At 69.6% G+C, this 20,494-nt stretch carries 21 protein-coding genes and 4 pseudogenes; 18 read left to right on the forward strand and 7 right to left on the reverse strand.

Translation table 11 applies throughout. From position 1 onward, the window contains the following. Window position 1: 1 nt before the first annotated feature. Window positions 2-430, reverse strand: a complete 429-nt coding sequence (locus ABZ441_RS04625; protein ID WP_358968303.1) for a hypothetical protein — start codon at window positions 428-430, stop codon at window positions 2-4. Window positions 431-583: 153 nt separating this feature from the next. On the opposite strand from ABZ441_RS04625, the gene ABZ441_RS04630 reads away from it, so the two are divergent. Together ABZ441_RS04630 and ABZ441_RS04635 are read left to right on the forward strand one after the other, a co-directional pair. After that, the gene (locus tag ABZ441_RS04630; RefSeq protein ID WP_358968304.1) at window positions 584-4,966 is read left to right on the forward strand and encodes a CHAT domain-containing protein; all 4,383 of its coding nucleotides are present in this window, start codon (window positions 584-586) and stop codon (window positions 4,964-4,966) included. Window positions 4,967-5,000: 34 nt separating this feature from the next. Beyond that, window positions 5,001-5,183, forward strand: a pseudogene (locus ABZ441_RS04635) (Uma2 family endonuclease); the annotation flags it as partial. A gap of 39 nt (window positions 5,184-5,222) precedes the next feature. On the opposite strand, the pseudogene ABZ441_RS04640 reads toward ABZ441_RS04635, so the two are convergent. Next, window positions 5,223-5,468: pseudogene (locus ABZ441_RS04640) on the reverse strand (DUF234 domain-containing protein); the annotation flags it as partial. 57 nt (window positions 5,469-5,525) lie between these two features. On the opposite strand from ABZ441_RS04640, the gene ABZ441_RS04645 reads away from it, so the two are divergent. The 5 genes from ABZ441_RS04645 (at window position 5,526) to ABZ441_RS04665 (ending at window position 7,516) form a co-directional block, all read left to right on the forward strand. Further along, a complete protein-coding gene (locus tag ABZ441_RS04645; protein WP_358968305.1) occupies window positions 5,526-5,777 on the forward strand; it encodes a hypothetical protein in 252 nt (83 codons plus the stop codon). Beyond that, window positions 5,777-6,169, forward strand: coding sequence for a DNA-binding protein (locus ABZ441_RS04650; RefSeq protein WP_358968307.1), 393 nt, complete (start codon window positions 5,777-5,779; stop codon window positions 6,167-6,169). The genes ABZ441_RS04645 and ABZ441_RS04650 overlap by 1 nt, the downstream gene beginning before the upstream one ends. Before the next feature lie 319 nt (window positions 6,170-6,488). Further along, window positions 6,489-6,764, forward strand: coding sequence for a hypothetical protein (locus ABZ441_RS04655; protein WP_358968309.1), 276 nt, complete (start codon window positions 6,489-6,491; stop codon window positions 6,762-6,764). After that, window positions 6,761-7,168 carry a PIN domain-containing protein gene (locus tag ABZ441_RS04660; RefSeq protein ID WP_358968311.1) on the forward strand — a complete coding sequence of 136 codons (408 nt, stop codon included), beginning with the start codon at window positions 6,761-6,763 and terminating at the stop codon, window positions 7,166-7,168. The genes ABZ441_RS04655 and ABZ441_RS04660 overlap by 4 nt, the downstream gene beginning before the upstream one ends. Window positions 7,169-7,252: 84 nt before the next feature. After that, window positions 7,253-7,516 carry a hypothetical protein gene (locus ABZ441_RS04665; RefSeq protein ID WP_358968313.1) on the forward strand — a complete coding sequence of 88 codons (264 nt, stop codon included), beginning with the start codon at window positions 7,253-7,255 and terminating at the stop codon, window positions 7,514-7,516. A gap of 220 nt (window positions 7,517-7,736) precedes the next feature. Here the strand turns inward: ABZ441_RS04665 and ABZ441_RS04670 are convergent, their stop codons facing one another. Continuing rightward, window positions 7,737-8,621, reverse strand: a complete 885-nt coding sequence (locus ABZ441_RS04670) for a helix-turn-helix transcriptional regulator (RefSeq protein WP_358968315.1) — start codon at window positions 8,619-8,621, stop codon at window positions 7,737-7,739. 217 nt (window positions 8,622-8,838) lie between these two features. Between ABZ441_RS04670 and ABZ441_RS04675 the strand changes: the two genes are divergently transcribed. The 7 genes and pseudogenes from ABZ441_RS04675 (at window position 8,839) to ABZ441_RS04705 (ending at window position 13,909) form a co-directional block, all read left to right on the forward strand. Then, a complete protein-coding gene (locus ABZ441_RS04675; RefSeq protein ID WP_358968318.1) occupies window positions 8,839-9,159 on the forward strand; it encodes a carboxymuconolactone decarboxylase family protein in 321 nt (106 codons plus the stop codon). Between the two features lie 71 nt (window positions 9,160-9,230). Then, on the forward strand, window positions 9,231-9,665 hold the full coding sequence (locus ABZ441_RS04680) for a cupin domain-containing protein (protein ID WP_358968320.1): 435 nt from the start codon (window positions 9,231-9,233) through the stop codon (window positions 9,663-9,665). Next, the gene (locus ABZ441_RS04685) at window positions 9,662-10,519 is read left to right on the forward strand and encodes an aldo/keto reductase (RefSeq protein WP_358968322.1); all 858 of its coding nucleotides are present in this window, start codon (window positions 9,662-9,664) and stop codon (window positions 10,517-10,519) included. Before ABZ441_RS04680 ends, ABZ441_RS04685 begins: the two co-directional genes overlap by 4 nt. A 340-nt stretch (window positions 10,520-10,859) precedes the next feature. Continuing rightward, complete coding sequence (locus tag ABZ441_RS04690; protein ID WP_358968324.1) at window positions 10,860-11,846, forward strand: aldo/keto reductase; 987 nt, start codon at window positions 10,860-10,862, stop codon at window positions 11,844-11,846. A gap of 172 nt (window positions 11,847-12,018) precedes the next feature. Beyond that, window positions 12,019-12,213: pseudogene (locus ABZ441_RS04695) on the forward strand (Tn3 family transposase); the annotation flags it as partial. A gap of 188 nt (window positions 12,214-12,401) precedes the next feature. Next, the gene (locus tag ABZ441_RS04700; protein WP_358968326.1) at window positions 12,402-12,977 is read left to right on the forward strand and encodes a helix-turn-helix domain-containing protein; all 576 of its coding nucleotides are present in this window, start codon (window positions 12,402-12,404) and stop codon (window positions 12,975-12,977) included. A gap of 59 nt (window positions 12,978-13,036) precedes the next feature. After that, a complete protein-coding gene (locus tag ABZ441_RS04705; protein WP_358968328.1) occupies window positions 13,037-13,909 on the forward strand; it encodes an NmrA family NAD(P)-binding protein in 873 nt (290 codons plus the stop codon). Window positions 13,910-13,945: 36 nt separating this feature from the next. Here ABZ441_RS04705 and ABZ441_RS04710 read toward each other — a convergent pair. Continuing rightward, window positions 13,946-14,131, reverse strand: a pseudogene (locus ABZ441_RS04710) (site-specific integrase); the annotation flags it as partial. 534 nt (window positions 14,132-14,665) lie between these two features. Here ABZ441_RS04710 and ABZ441_RS04715 point away from each other — a divergent pair. Next, window positions 14,666-14,935, forward strand: a complete 270-nt coding sequence (locus ABZ441_RS04715; protein WP_358968330.1) for a type II toxin-antitoxin system Phd/YefM family antitoxin — start codon at window positions 14,666-14,668, stop codon at window positions 14,933-14,935. Next, on the forward strand, window positions 14,928-15,191 hold the full coding sequence (locus tag ABZ441_RS04720; RefSeq protein WP_358968332.1) for a type II toxin-antitoxin system RelE/ParE family toxin: 264 nt from the start codon (window positions 14,928-14,930) through the stop codon (window positions 15,189-15,191). The genes ABZ441_RS04715 and ABZ441_RS04720 overlap by 8 nt, the downstream gene beginning before the upstream one ends. A gap of 84 nt (window positions 15,192-15,275) precedes the next feature. On the opposite strand, the gene ychF is transcribed toward ABZ441_RS04720, so the two are convergent. Then, window positions 15,276-16,364 carry a redox-regulated ATPase YchF gene (gene ychF / locus ABZ441_RS04725; protein WP_056793849.1) on the reverse strand — a complete coding sequence of 363 codons (1,089 nt, stop codon included), beginning with the start codon at window positions 16,362-16,364 and terminating at the stop codon, window positions 15,276-15,278. Between the two features lie 344 nt (window positions 16,365-16,708). On the opposite strand from ychF, the gene ABZ441_RS04730 reads away from it, so the two are divergent. Then, a complete protein-coding gene (locus tag ABZ441_RS04730; protein ID WP_358968816.1) occupies window positions 16,709-17,191 on the forward strand; it encodes a DUF6542 domain-containing protein in 483 nt (160 codons plus the stop codon). Between the two features lie 3 nt (window positions 17,192-17,194). Here the strand turns inward: ABZ441_RS04730 and ppgK are convergent, their stop codons facing one another. Beyond that, window positions 17,195-17,932 (reverse strand): polyphosphate--glucose phosphotransferase, encoded by a 738-nt coding sequence (gene ppgK, locus ABZ441_RS04735; RefSeq protein WP_358968335.1) that lies wholly within the window; start codon window positions 17,930-17,932, stop codon window positions 17,195-17,197. Window positions 17,933-18,052: 120 nt separating this feature from the next. Then, a complete protein-coding gene (locus tag ABZ441_RS04740; protein WP_205018623.1) occupies window positions 18,053-19,042 on the reverse strand; it encodes a 4-hydroxy-3-methylbut-2-enyl diphosphate reductase in 990 nt (329 codons plus the stop codon). Window positions 19,043-19,120: 78 nt separating this feature from the next. Here ABZ441_RS04740 and ABZ441_RS04745 point away from each other — a divergent pair, with 78 nt between their 5' ends. Beyond that, complete coding sequence (locus ABZ441_RS04745; protein WP_358968818.1) at window positions 19,121-20,470, forward strand: APC family permease; 1,350 nt, start codon at window positions 19,121-19,123, stop codon at window positions 20,468-20,470. Window positions 20,471-20,494 lie beyond the last annotated feature (24 nt).

The following is a 20,494-nucleotide window of genomic DNA, read 5'->3' on the forward strand; positions in this document are numbered from 1 at the left end:
GTCAGAGCCGTTCCCTGCGCAAGGGTGCACCCGTGATCACGCAGTCGGGCACCTCGGCAGGCCCCTGCGGCCACCAGAAGCGCGCGCAGCGCCGGGCCGGGCACACGTAGGTGACCTCACCTCCCAGCGCGTCGCCGCCCCCCGATGCCCCGCCGCCGATGCCCACGGGGCGCAGACCACGCGTCACGTTCCCGTCATCGGCGTAGCCGCGAAGGCCCAGGGCGTCGCCACCGGCCCGCAGGGCGGTGTGCAGTGCTTCGAGGGCGGGCGAAACCTCCTCGTCCCTGCCTACAGCACCCAGCACCGCGTGCAGGGTGCTGTCGTCCCCGCTGTCCGCGAGGAGATCACTGCGGATGTCCTCCAGGTGTGCGCACACCACGGCCAGACGCTCGGCCGTGCGTCGCTGCGCTGTCCCGCGCTCCTCGGCCATGACGCCCCGTCCGCGATAGGTCTCCGCCGTCCCCCGGATCGCCCCGGCGGTCCACGCCCTGATGATCCGCCGGTGGAGCCGGGCCGGTCAACTCCTGTGTGGAGGGGCGGGCTTGTGTCAGGATCCTGGTGGAGGGGACCACGGGGGAGTCGCATGCGGGAAACGCTTCTGGCAGCGGTACGTGCGCGGCTGCGGCGGATCGAGGACACGGACGAGGCTGCTCCGTCGGAAGCCGAACTCCGCTCCGCCGGCGCGATGCTGGACGAGTGGTGCACCTCGGGCACGGACGGTGTGCCGGACTCGGCGGATCTGGACGAGGCGGTCAGCCTCTTCTGGGGCGTACTGGAGCACACACCCGCAAGCCACCCACGACGGGCGGGCCTTCTGTCAGGCCTGGGGCTGACGCTGAAGGCTCGCCACGAGAGGACCGGGTCGGCCACGGACCTGAACGCGGCTGTCGTCCGTCTCGCGCAGGCGGTACAGGGACTTCCCCTCCATGATCGCCGTCGTGCGACGGCGCAGTCCGCCCTCGGCACCCTGCTCAACCGGCGCTTCACGTCGACCAGGTCGACGGCCGACCTGGACGCCGCGATCGCTCGCCTCGAGGAAGCCGCACGGGGACTCGCCGCCTCCGGGGGGCCTCTGCTCGCCGCGACGACGCACGAACTGGGGTGTGCACTGCGCACCCGGTACGCGTGGGGCGACGATGTCGCGGACCTGGAGGCCGCGCTCCTGTGGCTCTCGGAGGCGCTGGACGCAACCGCTTCGGACGACCCCGCCCGCGGGGCACGCTCGCTCGACCTCGGTGAGGCGCACCACCGGCGGTTCAGAAGTCTGGGGGCGGCGACGGACCTGGACGCCGCGGTCGGGCGCCATGCGGACGCGGTGGAGGCCACCCCCGTCGACGCCCCGGAGCGTGTGACGCGTCTGTCCCAACTGGGCGTCGTCCTGTGGGAACGCTTCCGGCTGAGGGGGCAGGCGTCCGACCTGGACACGGCAGTCGACTGTCAGCTGGAGGCCCTGCGGGGCACTTCTGCCGACGGACCCGACCGGTCCAGGTACCTGCTCTTCCTCGGGACAGCTCTCCACACCCGCTACGGCGCCCGCAGGGACTCGGAGGACCTGGACGCCTGCATCGACCGGTACCGGGAGTCGTTGGCCGCCCTTCCGGCGGGTGACTCCGGACGGGCGATGCGCCTGCTCGAACTGGGGCGCGCGCTCGACGCACGTTTCGCGGAGACGGAAGCGGCGGCGGACCTGGACGAGGCCATCGCCTGTCACCGGGAGGCCGTGCGGCGCACCCGGGCCTCCGCACCCCGGCGCGCGAACATGCTGGCCGCTCTGGGCAACTCGCTCCACACCCGGTACGCGGCCGCCGAGGAGCCGGCGGACCTCGACGAGGCCGTCAGCCACCTCCGGGAATCGGTGCGGGACACCCGGGCGGACGAGGCCGCCGCCGGAGTGCACTCGGTCGGCCTGGCCCTGGCGCACCTCGCCCTGTACGAGCGGTCGGGTGAGCCGGCGGACCTCGACGAGGCCGTTCACCGCTACGAGCAGGCCATTCGGTACACACCCGCCGGCCTTCCCGAGCACATGGCGCGGGTGACACTCCTGGGGGACGCACTCCGCCGCCGCTACGGCGCCACCGCGGATACGACGGATCTGGATGCGGCCGTCCGCGCCTACAGGGACGCGTCGCAGGGCACCCCCCGCGACGACCCCGCGTACGCGCCCCGTCTCTCCTCTCTGGGACTCGCGCTGGAGACCAGAAGCGAGGCGAACGGCGGGCAGGCGGACCTGGACGAGGCCATCGCGGTCCACCAGGAGGTGGTGGGTGCCACTCCCCCCGACCACCCCGAGCGCGGTGCGCGGCTGATGGTGTGGGGACGGGCACTGTGCCGCCGGCACGACCGCACGGGCGCTCCGGCGGATCTGGACGAGGGGATCCGGCGTCAGGAGGAGGGCGTACGGACCACCCCTGCCGACCACTCCCTGCACGGGGTGCGGCTGACCGCCCTGGGCATGGCTCTGTACAGCCGGTACGAGCGCACAGGGTCGCTGCCGGACCTCGACGCGGCCATCAGCCGTCAGTTGCGGGCCCTGGAGACGATGGCGGCCGGTGATCCGGCACGTGTCCGGCTTCTGGAGTGGCTGGGCGCGACGCACAGCGCACGGTCCCGGCGGACGGGCACGCTGGCGGACGCGGACCGTGCCGTCAGCTGGTACCGGGAAGCCGTGGAGGCCACTTCCGGCCACGACCCCGAAGGCCCCGGCCGGCTCGCCGACCTGGGCACCGCCCTCGTCATCCGGTTCAGCAGGGCGGGAGATCCGACGGATCTGGACGAGGCCGTCCGCCATCACGAGGACGCGGTGGCGTCCCTGCCCGAGGGACACGCGGTTCTGCCCGATCTGCTGAACGCTCTGGGCAGCGCCCTCCACGCACGGTACGAGCGGACCCGGGCCGCGAGGGACCTCCGGCGCACCGTCGAGTGCTACCGCGAAGCCGTACGGCTTTCGGGCGCCGTCGATGCTCCCCGGCGCGCGATGACACTGGCCAACCTGGGCAGGGCGCTGTGGAGTCGCTACGAGCGGTCCACGGTCGTCAACGTACGCGACGACGCGGAGCGGGCAGGGCTGCGCGCCGACCTGGAAACGGCCATCGGCCACTTCCGGGAAGCAGTACGGATCACTGCCGCCGACCGCCCCGAACGTGCCCCCTACCTGATGCTCCTGGGCGACGCACTGGCATTCCGCCACGAACGGACGGGTGAGACCGCGGACCTGGAGGCGATGGCATCCGCCTGGGAGGAGGCGTGGACGGCGGGGGCCGCCGTCCCGTCGGTCCGCGTCACCGCCGCATGGAGGGCTGCGCGGGCACTGGGGCCGGTCGCCCCCGGTAAGGCGGCGGAGGCCGCGGAGGCCGCGGTGAAGCTGCTGCCCCGGATCTCACCGCGCCGGCTGGAGCGAGATGACCAGCAGCATGCGCTCGGCAGGTTCTCGGGACTGGCTGCCGAAGCCGCCGCCCTGGCACTCGCCGACGACCGCGGAACCAGTGGTGAACGCGCGGCGCGGGCGCTGCGCTCGCTGGAAGCGGGCCGCGGAGTGCTGATCGGCCAGGCGATGGACGTACGGGGCGACCTGTCCGATCTGCGCGTTCGGCACCCGGAGCCGGCAGCCCGCTTCATCCGGTTGCGTGACCTGCTCGACCAGCCGTCGGAAACCTCCCGTCCCGAGACCGGAGAGGGCCTGATCCACGAGACGCGGTCTCAGGCAGTCGCGGAGGACCGGATCCGGCTGGTCGCGGAGTTCGAGGAGACCCTGGCGGAGATCCGCGGGCTGGAAGGGCACTCCGCCTTCGCGCTGCCGCCGAGCGCCGAAGCGCTGACGGGCGAGGCGGCCGAAGGGCCGGTCGTGGTCTTCAACGTCAGCCGTCACCGCGGCGACGCACTGTTGCTGACCAAAGACGGCATCGCGCACACGGAGTTGCCCGAGCTGACCGCGGGCGCCGTGGCGAGGAGGGCGAGGGAGTTCCGGCAGGCGCTCATCGCCGCCACCGGAGCGGACAGGGCGGCGCGGAAGCAGGCGCAGGCCACGCTGGTCGCGGTGAACGAATGGCTGTGGGACGCCGCGGCCGGCCCGGTCCTCGACGCACTCGGTCTGCGGGGCCGACCCGTCGACTGCCCCACGGCCTGGCCACGGGTGTGGTGGGTGCCGGGAGGGCTGCTGGGGCAGCTGCCCCTGCACGCCGCGGGCCACCATTTCGACCCGGCCGGTGCGGGACGCCGTACGGTCATGGACCGCGTGGTCTCCTCGTACACCCCGACGGTGCGCGCCTTGAGCCGTGCCCGCGAACTCACGCGCCGACAGCAGCGGAAGCGCAGTGACGTACGCAGTCTGATCGTGGCGATGCCGACCACTCCCGGTCTGCCCGGCGAGGGGCGGCTGGGGTTCGTCGACGAGGAAGTCGCCGCTGTCAGGGACTACTTGCCCCATCCCGTACTGCTGCGTGAGGGGCATCCGGAAGACGTCGGAGCGTCCACCGCCTCGGCCCGCACGCCCACGAGGGAGAGAGTCCTCGCGCTTCTGCCCCAGTGCTCGATCGCCCACTTCGCATGCCATGGTGCGAGCCATCCCACCGACCCCTCGAAGAGCCTGCTGTTCCTCCACGACCACGTCCGGGACCCGCTGACGGTCGCAGGCCTCACACCGGTGCGGCTCGACCGGGCCGAGCTGGCCTATCTGTCCGCCTGCCGGACCGCCGTCGTCGAGGACGACTCCCTGGCCGACGAAGCCATCCACGTGGCCTCCGCCTTCCAACTGGCCGGATTCCCACAGGTCATCGGCACGTTGTGGGAGATCGACGACGACACCGCCGTGACGGTCGCTGCCGCTGTGTACAGCGGCCTCCTCGTCGGACCGGACGAACTGGACCCCCGAAGAGCCGCTTTCGCGCTGCACGGGGCGGTGCGTACGGTGCGGGACATGCTTCCGGGGGTGCCGTCGCTCTGGGCGGGCTATCTGCACTCGGGCGCCTGAACCACGCCCCTCGGTAGTCGTCCTGTCCGTCATCTGGTGCGCACCGGATGACGTACGACTCGCCGTCGAGGTGGTTTCCCGCCTCCCCCGAGTCCGCACACCGGGGTCGCACGGCGAAGCTTCACACATGCGCAGAGGCCGGCATCCCGCACCACTGGAGCATCGAGGCGAGGACGGAGCACCCATCGTCCACGTCTACGAACGTGACGAGCCAACCGCCACCTGTGTACCCGTCGGCATCTCAGTGGCTCACTCACCGGTCGACGGGTGACTGCTCCAGCCACCCGACGGAGCCGAGGAAGAGCAGCTCCTTGGCAATGGGGGCGCGGTCCGCACCAACGATGTCGATCTCGACGCCGTTGGTGCGGGTCCAGTAGCCGCCCACCGCGGGAGCTGCGGGAAGCTGGCCGTCGGGCAGTAGCCGGGCGAGCGCCTCGCGGATGAGCGGCTCAACCGCCCGGCCGCGCCAGCTGGTCCAGCTCGCCCGGATCCGCGCCAAGGTCTCAAACGGCGACTGCCGTACTGTCAGAGACATACGACCACCGGTAGCATCAGCATCATGAGCGGTAGCAAGAAGTACTCGATCAGCCTGCCCGAGGACCTCGCCGAAGCCGCACGCGCCCACGTCGGGCCCGGCGGCTTCTCCGCCTACGTCGCCGAAGCCCTCGAACAACGGGTCGCCATGGACAAGCTCCGGGAGATCGTCGCCGACTTCGAGACCGACAATGACGAGCTCACCCGCGAGGAGGTCGAAGCCGCCCGCACGCTGCTACGCCATGACCACCGACAGGCCGGCGGGGCCGCCGCCTGATGCCCGGCACCCTACTGCTCGACAGCGAAGGCCTCTCGAAGCTCTACCGCAAGGATCGCGCCGTCATGGCCCTGGTCCAAGCAGCATCGGAGGAAGGCGTCCGCGTGGCCACAAGCGCCATGACCACCCTCGAGGCCGACTACGAGCGCATTCACCCCGCCCGCATCAAGTGGGTCCTCTCCCGCGTCGACGTTCACGACGTCACCAAGGAGATCACCGATCAGGCCGCAGTCCTCCTGCGCAGCCACCGCCTCCACGGCCACAAGTACGCCATCGACGCCGCCTTCGCCGTCATCGCCCGCACCGCACCCCAGCCAGTCACCGTCCTGACCTCCGATCCCGAGGACCTGACGCTCCTGTGCGGCCCCGCAGTAGAGGTCGTCAAGGCCTGAACGCCGGCCACGGTCGTACCGAGCAGACCCGTCGCCAACACCTCGACTCTTCGTGGGACGAGGAATCCACGCGGACAGACGCCTGTGCCCGACCCGCCGACAAGCGTGCCCGGGCACATTTCCTGACTGCTCGTCAGACGTTGAAGCGGGATTCCACGACAAGGCTCTGACCAGCGGAAATGTGGGCGCATCCCAGCACCATCCCAGCACGGGAGCCGCGACAAAGTACAAGAAGATCTAGGGCGCCAAGACTACGCACCAGCGATGCAGCCCGCACAGCACTCCACCGCTGTAATAGTTTCTGTACTAGACTGACGTCATGAAGTCACCCCGCCCCGGAGGCACGGAGAACATCTCCGTCTCGATGCCCTCGGAACTCCTCGGTGCTCTGCGCACGCGTACCGGCAAGCGCGGCGTGTCCGCGTACGTCGCCGCCGCGGTCCGACATCAACTGGCGATGGACGGCCTCGCCGAGATCGTGACCGCCTACGAAGCCGAGCACGAACCGCTGAGCGAGGCCGAGATCCAGGCCGCGCAGCACGAATTGTTCGGTGACGCACCGGCGCCGTACGCATCCGGCGACAGCGCCGCATGAAGGAGCCCGCGGCCAGGTCCCTGGTGCTCGACTCCCAGGCGTTGTCGCTCCTCTTGCGCAACGACCGCCAGATGATCACCCGTATCGAGGCCGCTCGGCGTACAGGCGTGCCCGTCCTCGTGTCGGCCCTGACGGTGGTGGAGGCCGTCTACGGGAAGACGGACACCGCCCGGCCGCACTGGATGCTCTCCCGCCTTCAGGTACAGGACGTCACCCAGGCGGACAGCCTCACCGCAGTACAGCTACTGAGCGACGCCGGTGGCCTGCACGGCCACAAATACGCCATCGACGCCCTCGTCGCCGCGATGGCACTCCGCTCCCCGGCGCCCGTGCTCGTGCTGACCTCGGACCGCGACGACTGGTCGAAGCTGTGCGGCGACCGCGTACAGATCAAGGACGTCTGACCTTGCCGTTTACCCCTTCCAGCGAAGACGGCTCGCGACCCGAGAGCGGCTAATGCCGATATCGGTGCCATCAACATTGGCCCCGTGCGCATGGTCGACGAGACCTTCCTCGTGTCCCCGTCGCTGGAACCGTTGCTGGAAGGGCTCCGGCGGACCGGGCCCGGTCTCCACTCAGGGCTGCACCTGGAGCGAGCCGCCATGGCCCGCCACCTGATCGTCCAGGTGTGCGCCGACCGGGAGCGGGCCCTCGCCGACGGCACTCCCACCTATTGGCCCACGTGGCACGACACCGCCACCGGCCTCATCGACGCCATCGTCGGAATGTGGCAGTCACCGGTCTCGTCCTGAAGACCTGCACGCCACCGGCACGGACCAGGGGCACCTGCACGGCCGCCCCTCCACCGACTTCTGGACGTCCGCCCTCGCTGGGGCGTTCGCACTGCCGGAGGGAGAGCTAGCTCCAAAGTGCGGTGCGCAATCTTCTCCGGGCTCGCTGTCCTCATCACACGTGCCACGGCACGCGTCCTCGGGCAGGCGGCCGCCAACCCTGCGAAGCCGGGGCGCGCAGTCAGTCGTTTGCGGGGACGGTGGGGTGGGCCTGCGCGTCCTTGGTGGCTGCCCAGGCGGATAGCAGGCGCAGTGCGTCGTGGGCTGGGGTGCCTGGTTCGGCGCTGTAGGCGGTGAGGGTCAGGCCGGGCTGGGCCGGCAGGGCCATGGCGTCGAAGTCGAGGACGAGGTCGCCGATCTCGGGGTGGCGGAACGGTTTGCGGCCGGTGTGGTGCAGGCGCACGTTGTGCTTGGCCCAGGCGATCCGGAATTCGTCACTGCGGGTGACCAGCTCGCCGATCAGCCCGGTGAGTTCCGTTTCGTGCGGAGCGCGCCCCGCCTCGGTGCGCAGTAGCGAGACGGTGGTGTTGAGCGAGGCGTCCCAGTCGGGGAAGAAGTCCCGGCCGGTGGAGTTGAGGAACTGAAAGCGGGCGATGTTGACCGGGCGCGGTGCGTCAGGGGTGAAGAGCGGGGCGTAGAGGGCGCGGCCGAGGCGGTTGATGGCCAGGATGTCCAGGCGTCCGTTGCGGACGAAGGCCGGGCTGTCGGTCATGGAGTCCAGGACGCGCTGGATGCTGGCGGGGATGGGCCCGCGCGGCTTCCTGGTGCGCCGGGCGGGGCGGGTGCGCTGGGCTGCGGCCAGGTCGTAGAGGTGGGCGCGTTCCGCGTCGTCGAGCTGGAGGGCGTTCGCCACGGCGTCCAGGACCTCCTCGGAGGCTCCGGCGAGGTGGCCGCGCTCCAGGCGGACGTAGTAGTCGATGCTGACACCGGCCAGGAGGGCGACTTCCTCGCGGCGCAGTCCCGGTACGCGGCGGTTGCTGCCGAAGGCGGGCAGCCCCGCCTGCTGGGGGGTGATCTTCGCGCGGCGGGTGGCGAGGAACTCACGGATGTCGTGGGCGGTGTCCATACAGCCAGGCTAGGACCGCTTCGGCGGTCCTGGGGAGTCCTGTCAGTACCTGTAACGACAGTACCTTCCGCCCGCGTATGACCTGCGGTTTCCTCGATAGGGAAGGCAGCGACGCCGCCCCGGTCCTGAACGGGGACGGCTGAGGCTGCCGGGCAGACCGCCCTGTTGGAGAGTGGATCTGCCGGATCCGTGACCGTACCGCGTAAGGAGTCATCGCATGGCGAAGCAGTCCGCGCCCCCCGAACTGGCCGGCATCGCGCCGAAGCTCGTCGAAATCTCGAACGATGTGCTGTTCGGCGACGTGTGGGAGCGCCCAGGGCTCTCCCCCCGCGACCGCAGCCTGGTCACGGTGAGCGTCCTGGCCGCTCTCTACCGCAGCGAGCAGCTCCCGTACCACCTAGGCAAGGCCCTGGAGCACGGGCTCAGCGTCGAAGAGCTCTCCGAGGCCATTACCCATCTGGCGTTCTACGCCGGATGGCCCAACGCCATGACCGCGATCACGCTGCTGAAGAAGATCGCGGACGAGCAGTCCGCCTGACCACCAGCGCATCCAACGCCCCGATGCCCCACACGGCCGGACGGGCGTGTTGAACCAAAGGAGAGAACGAGATGGCTGCCCACGAATTCGATCAGGTCTTCCCCCTCGGGGAGAAGAACGACGCCTTCGCGCAGTACTTCACCGGCCAGAGCTACCTGGCTCCGCTCGCCTCGGGCAGCGTTCCCGTCAGCAACGTCTCCTTCGAGCCGGGCTGCCGCAACAACTGGCACATCCACCACGGCACGGACGGCGGTGGTGACCAGATCCTGCTAAGCACGGCGGGCAGCGGCTGGTACCAGGCCGAGGGCGCAGAGCCCGTCAGCATGGAGCCTGGCACGGTCATCCGCGTCCCGGCGGGCACGAAGCACTGGCACGGCGCGAAGGCTGATGCGTGGTTCTCCCACGTCGCCTTCATCACGCCGGGCGAAGACGTCAGCAACGAATGGCTCGAGCCCGTCACCGACGAGGTGTACGGCAAGCTGCCTAAGAGCGGAGCGAACGCATGACCATCCTCAACGAGACGTACAGGCTCTCCACCGGCGTCGTGATTCCCAAGTTGGGGCTCGGGACCTGGTTCATCGACGATGGCCAGGCGGCCGGCGCGGTCCGCGCAGCCGTTCAGATCGGCTACCGCAACATCGACACCGCCCAGGCGTACGGCAACGAGCGCGGCGTCGGCGAGGGGGTGCGCACCTCGGGAGTATCCCGCGAGGAACTGTTCGTATCGACGAAGCTCGCCGCGGAGATCAAGGACTACGACCAGGCGCTCGCCGCGATCGACGGCTCCCTGGACACGCTGGGCCTGGACCGTATCGACCTGATGTTGATCCACAGCCCGCAGCCGTGGGACGACTTCCGCGGCGGCGACTACGCCCAGGGCAACCGCGAGGCGTGGCGTGCCCTGGAGGACGCCCACAAGACGGGCAAGATCCGCTCCATCGGCGTCTCCAACTTCCAGCAGCACGACTTGGAGAACATCCTGCAGGGCGCGACGGTGGTCCCGCACGTGAACCAGTTGCTCGTCCACGCCGGCAACACCCCCACAGAGCTCCTGGCCTACTGCGAGAGCAAGGAGATCCTCGTCGAGGCGTACTCGCCGATCGCCCACGGCGCGATCCTGAAGAACGCCGAAGTCCAGGCGATGGCACAGAAGTACGGCGTGACCGTCCCCCAGCTGTGCATCCGCTACACCCTTCAGCTGGGCGCCGTGTCGCTGCCCAAGACGGCGAACCCCGAGCACATGCGGTCCAACGCCGACGTCGACTTCGAGATCTCCGGCGACGACATGAACGTCCTGCGGGACCTGCGCGACGTGGACTACGGCGAGCACAGCGCCTTCCCCGTCTACAGCGGCAAGTGACGCCAGGCGAGCACCACCATCGCGTCAACGGGCTGGCCCTGACGCCGCGGGCCGGACGCCACAGCGCCTCGGCGTTGGGGCTAGCAGCCGCGCGGTCCTTCGCGCAGGCGGGTGCAGCTGTCGTTCTCGCCGACGTCAACCAAGGAGGCAGCCGCCATGGCTGACGGAGCACCCGTCGGGCGTCTCGGCACCGCCGAGGGAGTCGCCGCCGCCCTCTGACTGCGCGTGACACCGCCGGCTTCGTCGTCGGTGTTGCCCTGCCCATCGACGGCGGGTACACGACCCACCGAACCACCCGCGTCCCGCACCACCACCGCACGCCCGACGAAGGAGATCGATTATGCACATGCGCACGTTGGGCCAGGGCCTGCGAGTGTCTGCCATCGGCCTGGGCTGTATGGGGATGTCCCAGAGCTACGGCCCCAACCCGGGCAGCCGCGCGGACATGATCGGCGTGCTGCGCGGCGCGGTCGAGCGTGGCGTCACGTTCTTCGACACGGCGGAGGTCTACGGCCCCTACGTGAACGAGGAACTCGTCGGTGAGGCCCTGGCACCGGTCCGGGATCAGGTCGTGCTGGCAACGAAGTTCGGCTGGCGCATCGAGAACGGCGCCTCGACCGGCCTCGACAGCCGACCCGAGCAGATCAAGCAGGTCGCCGACGCCTCACTGCGCCGGCTCCGCACCGAGACGATCGACCTCTTCTACCAGCACCGGGTGGACCCCGACGTGCCGATCGAGGACGTGGCCGGAACCGTCGGCGAACTGGTGCAGGCGGGGAAGGTACGGCACTTCGGGCTGTCCGAGGCGGCGGCCTCCACGATCCGCCGCGCCCACGCCGTGCACCCGGTGACCGCGGTGCAGAGCGAATACTCACTGTGGACCCGCGACCCCGAGCCCGAGGTCCTTCCGGTGCTGGCCGAACTCGGCATCGGCTTCGTGCCGTTCAGCCCGCTCGGGAAGGGCTTCCTCACCGGGACGGTCGACACCAGGACCACGTTCTCCGACGGCGACGTCCGCACCACGATCCCCCGCTTCAGCGAAGACAACCGTGCCGCCAACCAGCAACTGGTCGACCACGTCGCCGCCCTGGCCCAAGCAAAGGACGCCACACCAGGGCAGGTGGCGCTGGCGTGGCTGCTCGCCCAGCACCCCTCGATCGTGCCGATTCCTGGTACCCGCCGTACCGAGCGGGTGGAGGAGAACACCGCTGCCACGCAGGTGGCCCTGTCGGCGGATGAGCGGGCGGATCTGGATGCGGCAGCGGGACGTCTCGGTATCCACGGTGACCGCTACAACGAGATGCACATGGGGCTGGTCGGCAAGTGACCCCGCGGCGGCGACCGCCCTCGCACACCGGCGCAGACCGGGGTGGTGCCTTAACTCGGGCACCATCACGACCTACGGGTCTGCGGGTTCTACCGGTACCGGTAATGAACACGCCTCCCCACGCGCGTGACCAGCAGTCTCCTGGAAGCGACTGGGCAGCGACCGTACTGGCTACTCAAAGCCCACGCTGGCGTTCGGCGACCTGCCCGACGAGAAGATGTGGCGCATCGACCGCACGGCCGACTACGGCGCTTTCCAGGACGCTGCCCGCGGCCGGGTCGACCTGGCCCGCATCGAGCGGCACTGGGAGGACATCCTGCGGATCATCGGGTCCATGCACACCGGGGCCGTGCGCGCCTACGACGTGTGGCCGCGCAGAGCCCGCCGCGGGTGCGCGATCCCGGGCAGGGCCGCAAAGCTCACACCTGCCCGAATCACGCACGCGGCATCTTCCGGATGCCGGGGTGTACAGTTTTAACGGAACGCATTCCGTTTAATGTTCTAAACGGAATGCGTTCCGGAAGATGAGTCGAGGTGATCGAAGGAGGATGCCGCATGCCCACCGCCCCCCGCAGGACCAGGAGCGATGCGCTGCACAATCGCGAGCGACTGCTGGAGATCGCCGCACATGCCTTCGCCGAGCAGGGCCCTGAGGCCACGCCGGCCGCCATCGCCAAACAAGCGGGCGTAGGGGTCGGCACCCTCTACCGGCACTTCCCGACCCGCGAAGCCCTCCTCGTCGCCGCCCATACCCGGCAGATCACCCTCGTGTGCGAGAAGGCCGGCGACCTCGCGGCCCGGCACACCGGCGCCGAGGCCACCCGGGCATGGCTGGACCACTTCCTGGACCACGCGATGGCCAACAGCAACATGTGCGCGGCCCTGAATGCGGCCCTCGTCTCCGATGCCGACCCTTACGCCCATACGCACACGCTGCTGAACGAAGCCGTCATCACCCTGGTCGACGCCGGAGCCCGGGACGGCTCCCTGCGCGCCGACATCACCCCGGGCGACGCCCTGCTCCTGGTGGGCAGCGCCGCCGCCTGGGCACAGCACAGCACCAGGGAGCAGGCCCACCGGCTCGTCGAACTCCTCATGGACGCGCTGACCAAAAACGCGACCGCGTCCTGAACCCGCACCGTCGCACCGACGCGGCGACGTTTCACCCGCAGAACTGAAAGGCATCCACCATGGCAACGACCCTCATCATCGGCGCGTCCGGAACCATCGGATCGCATCTGGTCAACGAGCTGGACAAGGACCACGAGGGACTTGAGGTCCGCCTCGCGACACGGCGCGCCGATGTCGCCGAGCAGTGGCGCGCGCAGGGGCGCGAAACCGTCGTGCTGGACCTGGACCGGCCCGAGCACTTCGCCGAAGCACTGGAGGGGGTCGACCGGGTCTTCCTCCTGACCGGGTACACCGCGAACATGCTCTACCAGAGCAAAATGTTCATCGACGCCGCCGCGCAGACCGGCGTGGAGCACATCGTCCACCTCGGAGTCTTCAGCTCCGGCCACGACAGGATTCCGCACTACAGCTGGCACGAGCTGATCGAGACCTACATCGAGGCCAGCGGCATCGCCTGGACGCACCTGCACCCGAACGTCATCACGGACACGGTCCTGGCCACGGTCGCCGAAACCAACTCGTTCAGCGTGTCCTGGCAGGAGACGGCCCTCGGGTGGGTGAGCGCCGCCGACATCGCCGCGGTCGCCGCCGCGGTACTGCGGGAAGGACCGGCCGAACACGGCGGAAAGAACTACTGGCTGAGCACAGAAGTGGTCAGCGGTCCGCAGGTAGCCGAGATCCTCAGCAAGGTGCGGGGAGCCCAGATCACGTGCACCGTGTCCGGCCCCGAGGGCTTGGCCGACTACGTGAGCTCGATCCCCTCGGCCGGCGACCGCCTCTACATGGAAAGCGCCGTCGCGACGATGCGCCAGACCGTGCTCGGCACCATGGAATTCCAGGCCGTCGTCCGCGACGACGTCCGCACCGTCCTGGGACGTCCCGGAACCACAGTGGAGGAGTGGGCGCGGGAGAACCTCGGTCCCACGGCCTGAGTCCGGACGATCCGGCGTCAGGCGTACCGGTGCCGTTCAGCGGCGGACGTCGCCGGGAGCAAGAAGGCTGGTCAGCTCGGCGATCGCCTCAGGTGAGGGCTTGAAGTAGCGGCGGACGTTCTCCGGCTTCTTGTGCCGCGACTTGGCCATCAGCATCAGCAAGAAGGCGCCCTGCTCGCCGAGGTGAGTCAGGGCGGAGTAGCGGTACTCGTGCAGGTCCCAGCACGGGCGTTCCCATCCCATCCCAGCACGATCCCAGCACGGTAGGGATGAGCAGGGGTGATGACAGGTGACGAGGGGTCAGCTATCCCAGCACCATCCCAGCACGGGAAAAAACCGAGGGCCCGACTCCGAAGAGTCGGACCCTCTCTGAGCTGGGCGTTTGTCAGATCAGCGACGTGGTGACATGGCAGCGGCTACACGTTGAAGCGGAATGTCTGCGGTCTGATCCTGACCTGCGGCAGAGCCGAATGCAGCACCCTGACCAGGCATTTCCTCGTTGGTATGCGTTGAGTCCCGACGGACACTTACGGATGCCCTGCGGACCGTTTGCGGACTGATCCGATCCGCGCCTGTCCCTCCTCGACGATCTGGTGGGCCATCGCCGCGCGAAAGGCCGACCGCGTCCGGCGTCGGCTCGGCGACCACGTCGCGGCGCGCGCACGCGCCGAAGGGGCGTCAGCCGCCTCCTGCGGCAACCGCCTCCCGCTCACTGCGCCCATTGTGTACACATGGCACACCTGGTACCCTTCAAGCATGAGTCAGCCGCTACCCATGGAGTCCATCCGCGACGTACGCGCTCACCTGGCCGAAGTCGTCGAACGGGCCGATCGCGACGACGTGCCCACCGTCATCACCCGTCGCGGCAAGCAGGTCGCCGCCGTGGTCTCGATCGACGTGCTACGCAAGTACCAGGAGTGGGAGGAGCGCGAGATCAACCGCATCATCGACGAGCGCATGGCGAGTCCGGCCGTTGGCGTCCCGATCGAGGACGTGATGAGGGAGACGCTGGCACGCAGTGAGTGACTACCGCACGATGTTCCGGCCCGAGGTCCAAGCCGAGTTGCGCAAGATCCCGAGGGACATGGCGCTTCGCATCCTGGCCAAACTGACAGAGCTGGAGAGTGACCCCTTCGGCTTCAACACCACCGCACTGGTGTCTCAGCCTGAGCGCCGCCGCCTCCGGGTCGGCGACTACCGTGTCGTCTACACGATCGACAACGGGGAGCTGGTGGTGTGGGTCGTACACGTCGGACACCGCTCCACGGTCTACGACACGTAGCCCGCTCCCGGTTCTGCGGACTGTTGCGGACAGCAGAAGGGCCTGACCCGCATCCTCGCAGGTCAGGCCCTTCTGCATACGCGATCACACGTTGAAGCGGAACTCCACCACGTCGCCGTCCTGCATCACGTAGTCCTTGCCCTCCATGCGGGCCTTGCCCTTCGCACGGGCCTCGGCGACCGAGCCCGTCTCGACCAGGTCCTCGAAGGAGACGATCTCCGCCTTGATGAAGCCCTTCTGGAAGTCGGTGTGGATCACACCGGCCGCCTCCGGGGCCGTGGCGCCCTTCTTGATCGTCCAGGCGCGGGCTTCCTTCGGGCCTGCCGTGAGGTAGGTCTGCAGGCCGAGGGTGTCGAAGCCGACACGGCCGAGGGTGGCCAGACCGGGCTCTTCCTGGCCCATGGACTGGAGGAGTTCGAGGGCCTCGTCGTCGTCGAGCTCGATCAGCTCGGACTCGATCTTGGCGTTGAGGAAGATGGCCTCGGCCGGGGCGACCAGGGCGCGCTGCTCGTTCTTGAAGTCCTCGTCGACCAGCTCGTCCTCGTCGACGTTGAACACGTACAGGAAGGGCTTCGTCGTGAGCAGGTGCAGCTCGTGGAGCAGGCGGCCCTTCTCGGTGCCGGCGGTGATGCCCCGGGAGAAGAGAGTGTCGCCCGCTTCGAGGATCTTCTGGGCCTCCTCGACGGCCGCGAGGACCGCGACCTTCTCCTTCTGGAGCCGGGACTCCTTCGTCAGGCGCGGGACCGCCTTCTCGACGGACTGCAGGTCGGCCAGGATCAGCTCGGTGTTGATCGTCTCGATGTCGTCCTTGGGCGAGACCTTGCCGTCGACGTGGACGACGTTCTCGTCCTTGAAGGCGCGGATGACCTGGCAGATCGCATCGGACTCGCGGATGTTCGCGAGGAACTTGTTGCCCAGGCCCTCGCCCTCGCTCGCGCCGCGCACGATGCCCGCGATGTCGACGAAGTCGACGGTCGCGGGGAGCAGCTTCTGCGAGCTGAAGATCTCGGCGAGCTTGTTCAGGCGGGGGTCGGGGACGCCCACGACACCGACGTTCGGCTCGATGGTGGCGAACGGGTAGTTGGCCGCCAGCACGTCGTTCTTGGTCAGGGCGTTGAACAGGGTCGACTTGCCGACATTCGGCAGGCCGACGATTCCGATCGTGAGCGACACTTTGGCGACTTCCTGAAGTGAGGTGAGGGGCTGTGCGGGCGGGCCGGGAGTGGACCGATTCTCCAGTTTACGGGCGGGGCGGGGCACCCCGTCACGGGTGCGGGGACGGAGCAGGTCAGGGCCGTACGGGCCTGTTTCGGCCGTGCGGGGTCGAACGCAACGCCAAGGTCGTCCAAAACGCGTGTCCAACGCCCGAAAGAGTGCACCCGGCGACCTAGGTTGTCCGGGTGGAGCAGCACAGGACACGTACCCCGCAGCGCAGGCAGCCCTCGCAGGTCCGGTCCGCCCCGCCGGGCGGCCTCGGCGAGGGGAAGTCCGCGGTGACGGTGACCGTCGCCCCGCCGATGGCGGGAGGAGCGGCGGGTTCCCGGCCCGGCGGCGCCGCGCCTCTGGTCCAGGCGCTGCGCAGATTCCCCAACCCCCGGCTGACCGGGATCGGCGCCGGGCTCTTCGCGGCCCTGGTCATGTTCCTGCTGGCCTGCGTCGACCGGCTGCTCCTCGGCGGTTCGGAGATCGTGTACGGCCTGCTGTTCCTGCCCGTCAGCGCGCTGACCGCCCTCTGGGTGCGGCCCGCCGACCTGGTGACCGCGCCGATCATCGTGCCCATCGCCTTCGCGGTCGGTGTGATCCCCGTCGCCGGGGGCACGGGCGGCTTCGGCGGTCAGACGATGGCCGTCGTGACGGCGCTGGCGGTCCACGCCGGCTGGCTGTACGGGGGCACACTCGTCGCGGGGGTCATCGCCACCGTACGGAAGGTCCGGCAGATGCGGGAGCGGCAGCGTCACCTGGTCAGGGCCGACCGGGCTGTCCGCCGCCCCCGCGCGTAGGGGTTACTTGCCGGTGGCCGCCATGGCCGCACCGACGATGCCGGCGTTGTTCTGCAGCTCGGCGGGGACCATCTCGGCCCGTACGCGCTCGATGAGCGGCAGGAACTTCTCGGCCTTGCGGCTGACGCCGCCGCCGATGATGAACAGTTCGGGCGAGAACAGCATCTCCACGTGGACCAGGTACTTCTGCACCCGGTGCGCCCAGTGGTGCCAGCTGAGGTCCTCGTCCTCCTTGGCCTTCGTGGAGGCGCGCTTCTCCGCGTCGTGACCGTGCAGCTCCAGATGGCCGAGCTCGGTGTTGGGGACCAGCTGCCCGTCGGTGAAGACGGCGCTGCCGATGCCCGTACCGAGGGTCAGCATGATCACCGTGCCCTTACGGCCGCGGCCCGCGCCGAAGGTCATCTCCGCGACACCCGCCGCGTCGGCGTCGTTGAGGATCGTGACGGGCTGACCGATGCGGTCGCTCAGCAGCGTCCGCGCGTCCGTGTCGATCCATCCCTTGTCCACGTTGGCCGCGGTCCTCGTGATGCCGCCGGTGACCACTCCGGGGAACGTGATGCCGACCGGCCCCTGCCAGTCGAAATGGCCGACGACCTCGGCCACACCGTCGGCCACACTGCCGGGCGTGGCCGGGTGGGGTGTCAGTACCTTGTGGCGCTCCCGCGCCAGCTCTCCGCGATCCAGGTCCACGGGCGCGCCCTTGATCCCTGAACCGCCGATATCCACACCGAAGATCTCCATGTGATCCACGGTACGGGCAGGTGGCGCGGATCACTCCCCGGACGGGCGAACCGACGGCGCCCGCACGGGGTCACCGTGCGGGCGCGCGGGTCACTCGCGGGGCAGCCGCGTACGCCGGGACTACTCGGCGGCGAGCGCCGCGGCCTCGGCACGCAGGTCGCGGCGGAGCTCCTTCGGCAGCGAGAAGGTGATCGACTCGTCGGCCGTCTTCACCGTCTCCACGTCCGCGTAGCCCCGCTCGCCCAGCCACTCCAGCACCCCGTCGACCAGGACGTCGGGCACCGAGGCACCCGAGGTGAGGCCGACCGTGGTGACGCCCTCCAGCCATGCCTCGTCGATCTCGTCGGCGAAGTCCACCAGGTGGGCGGCCTGAGCGCCTGCGTCCAGGGCCACCTCGACCATACGGATCGAGTTGGAGGAGTTCTTCGAGCCGACGACGATGACCAGCTCCGCGTCCTCGGCCAGCTTCTTCACCGCGACCTGGCGGTTCTGCGTGGCGTAGCAGATGTCGTCGCTGGGCGGGGAGAGGAGGTTCGGGAACTTGTTCTTGAGTGCGCCGACCGTCTCCATCGTCTCGTCGACGGAGAGCGTGGTCTGGGAGAGCCAGACGACCTTCGACTCGTCGCGGACCTCGACGTTGGCGACGTCCTCGGGGCCGTCGACCAGCGTGATGTGGTCGGGGGCCTCGCCGCTCGTGCCGATGACCTCCTCGTGACCCTCGTGGCCGATCAGGAGGATGTCGTAGTCCTCCTTGGCGTAGCGGACGGCTTCCTTGTGGACCTTGGTGACCAGCGGGCAGGTCGCGTCGATCGTCGCGAGGTTGCGCTCGGCGGCCTCCGCGTGGACCGTCGGGGCGACGCCGTGCGCGGAGAACATCACGATGGAGCCCTCGGGCACCTCCGCGGTCACGTCGACGAAGATCGCGCCCTTCTTCTCGAGCGTTTGCACGACGTACTTGTTGTGCACGATCTCGTGACGGACGTAGATCGGGGCACCGTACTGCTCCAGGGCCTTCTCGACGGCGATCACGGCGCGGTCCACGCCCGCGCAGTAGCCACGGGGCGCGGCGAGCAGGACACGGCGGGCAGGAGTTGCAGTCATGCGTCCCATCGTAAGGCCGTACCGAACAGGCGCCGGATCGGCGGGGTCGGGAGACTGATGCGTACGCAATCCAGTGACGGAGGCTTCATGGCGGACAGCGGCAGCAGCACGGACGAGGGATCGCTGCGGCGCACACTCGGGTTCCGGGACCTGGTGGTCTACGGGCTGCTGTTCATCGCCCCCATGGCCCCGGTCGGCGTGTTCGGCACGCTGGACGCGAAGTCCGACGGGGCCGTGGCGCTGGTGTACCTGGTGGCGACGGTGGTGATGGCCTTCACGGCGTTCAGCTACGCCCAGATGGTCCGGGTCGCCCCGATGGCCGGGTCGGTCTTCGCCTACGCCCGCAAGGGCCTCGGGGAGGGGCCGGGGTTCATCGCCGGCTGGATGGCGATGCTCGACTACCTGCTCATCCCCGCCGTCGCCTACCTCTTCTCCGGGATCGCGATGAACGCTCTGGTCCCCGAGGTGTCGCGGTGGGTGTGGACGGCGATCGCGGTCGTGGTGACGACCCTGCTCAACCTCTGGGGCGTACGGGCGGCGGCCCGGGTGGGCTTCGCGGTGCTCGCCATGGAGATCGTGGTGCTGCTGGTGTTCGTGGTGTCGGCCGTGGTGGTGCTGGCCAGGGACGGGGCCCAGCGCGGCTGGCTGACGCCCCTCACCGGGGACACCGGGTTCTCGACGACCGCGGTGCTGGGGGCGGTGTCCGTCGCCGTGCTCTCCTATCTGGGCTTCGACGCGATCGCCTCGTTCGCGGAGGAGGTGACGGGGGGTTCGGCGAAGGTGGCGAGGGCGGTGCTCTTTTGCCTGCTGCTCGCCGGGGTGCTGTTCGTCGTCCAGTCGTATCTGGCGGCCCTGCTGCAACCGGTGAGCTCGGCGGAGCTCGCGGCGGACCCGGTGATGCAGGGGTCCGCGTTCTACGACGCGGTGGACGCCTCGGTCGGCACCTGGCTGCACGACCTGGTGGCCGTCAGCAAGGCGGTCGGGGCGGCCTTCGCGGCGCTGGCCGGGCAGGCGGCGGCCGGGCGGCTGGTGTTCGCGATGGGCAGGGAGGGGCGGCTGCCGTCGTTCCTCTCCCGGGTCGACGGCAGGTCGGGGGTGCCGCGCGTCGCGATCGCGTGCGCCGCGGTCGTGACGCTGGTGGCGGCGGTGTGGGCAGCCCGGCGCGACGACGGCCTCGACCACCTGGTGTCGGTGGTGAACGTCGGCGCGCTCACCGCGTTCGTGCTGCTGCACGCGTCGGTGGTCGGCTGGTTCGCCGTGCGCCGGATGGAAGGACCGCCGAGCTGGTGGCGTCACGTCGTGGTGCCGGTGGTGGGTGCCGGCGTACTGGTCGCGGTGATCCTGGAGGCGACGGCGACCGCCCAGCTGGTGGGCGTGTGCTGGCTGGGGATCGGCCTGGTGGTACTCGCGCTCCAGTGGGGGCGGCGGGCCGCCTGATTGTCGGCACCGGCCGATACGCTC

Source organism: Streptomyces sp. NPDC005752 (assembly GCF_040630715.1).
GTDB lineage: Bacteria > Actinomycetota > Actinomycetes > Streptomycetales > Streptomycetaceae > Streptomyces.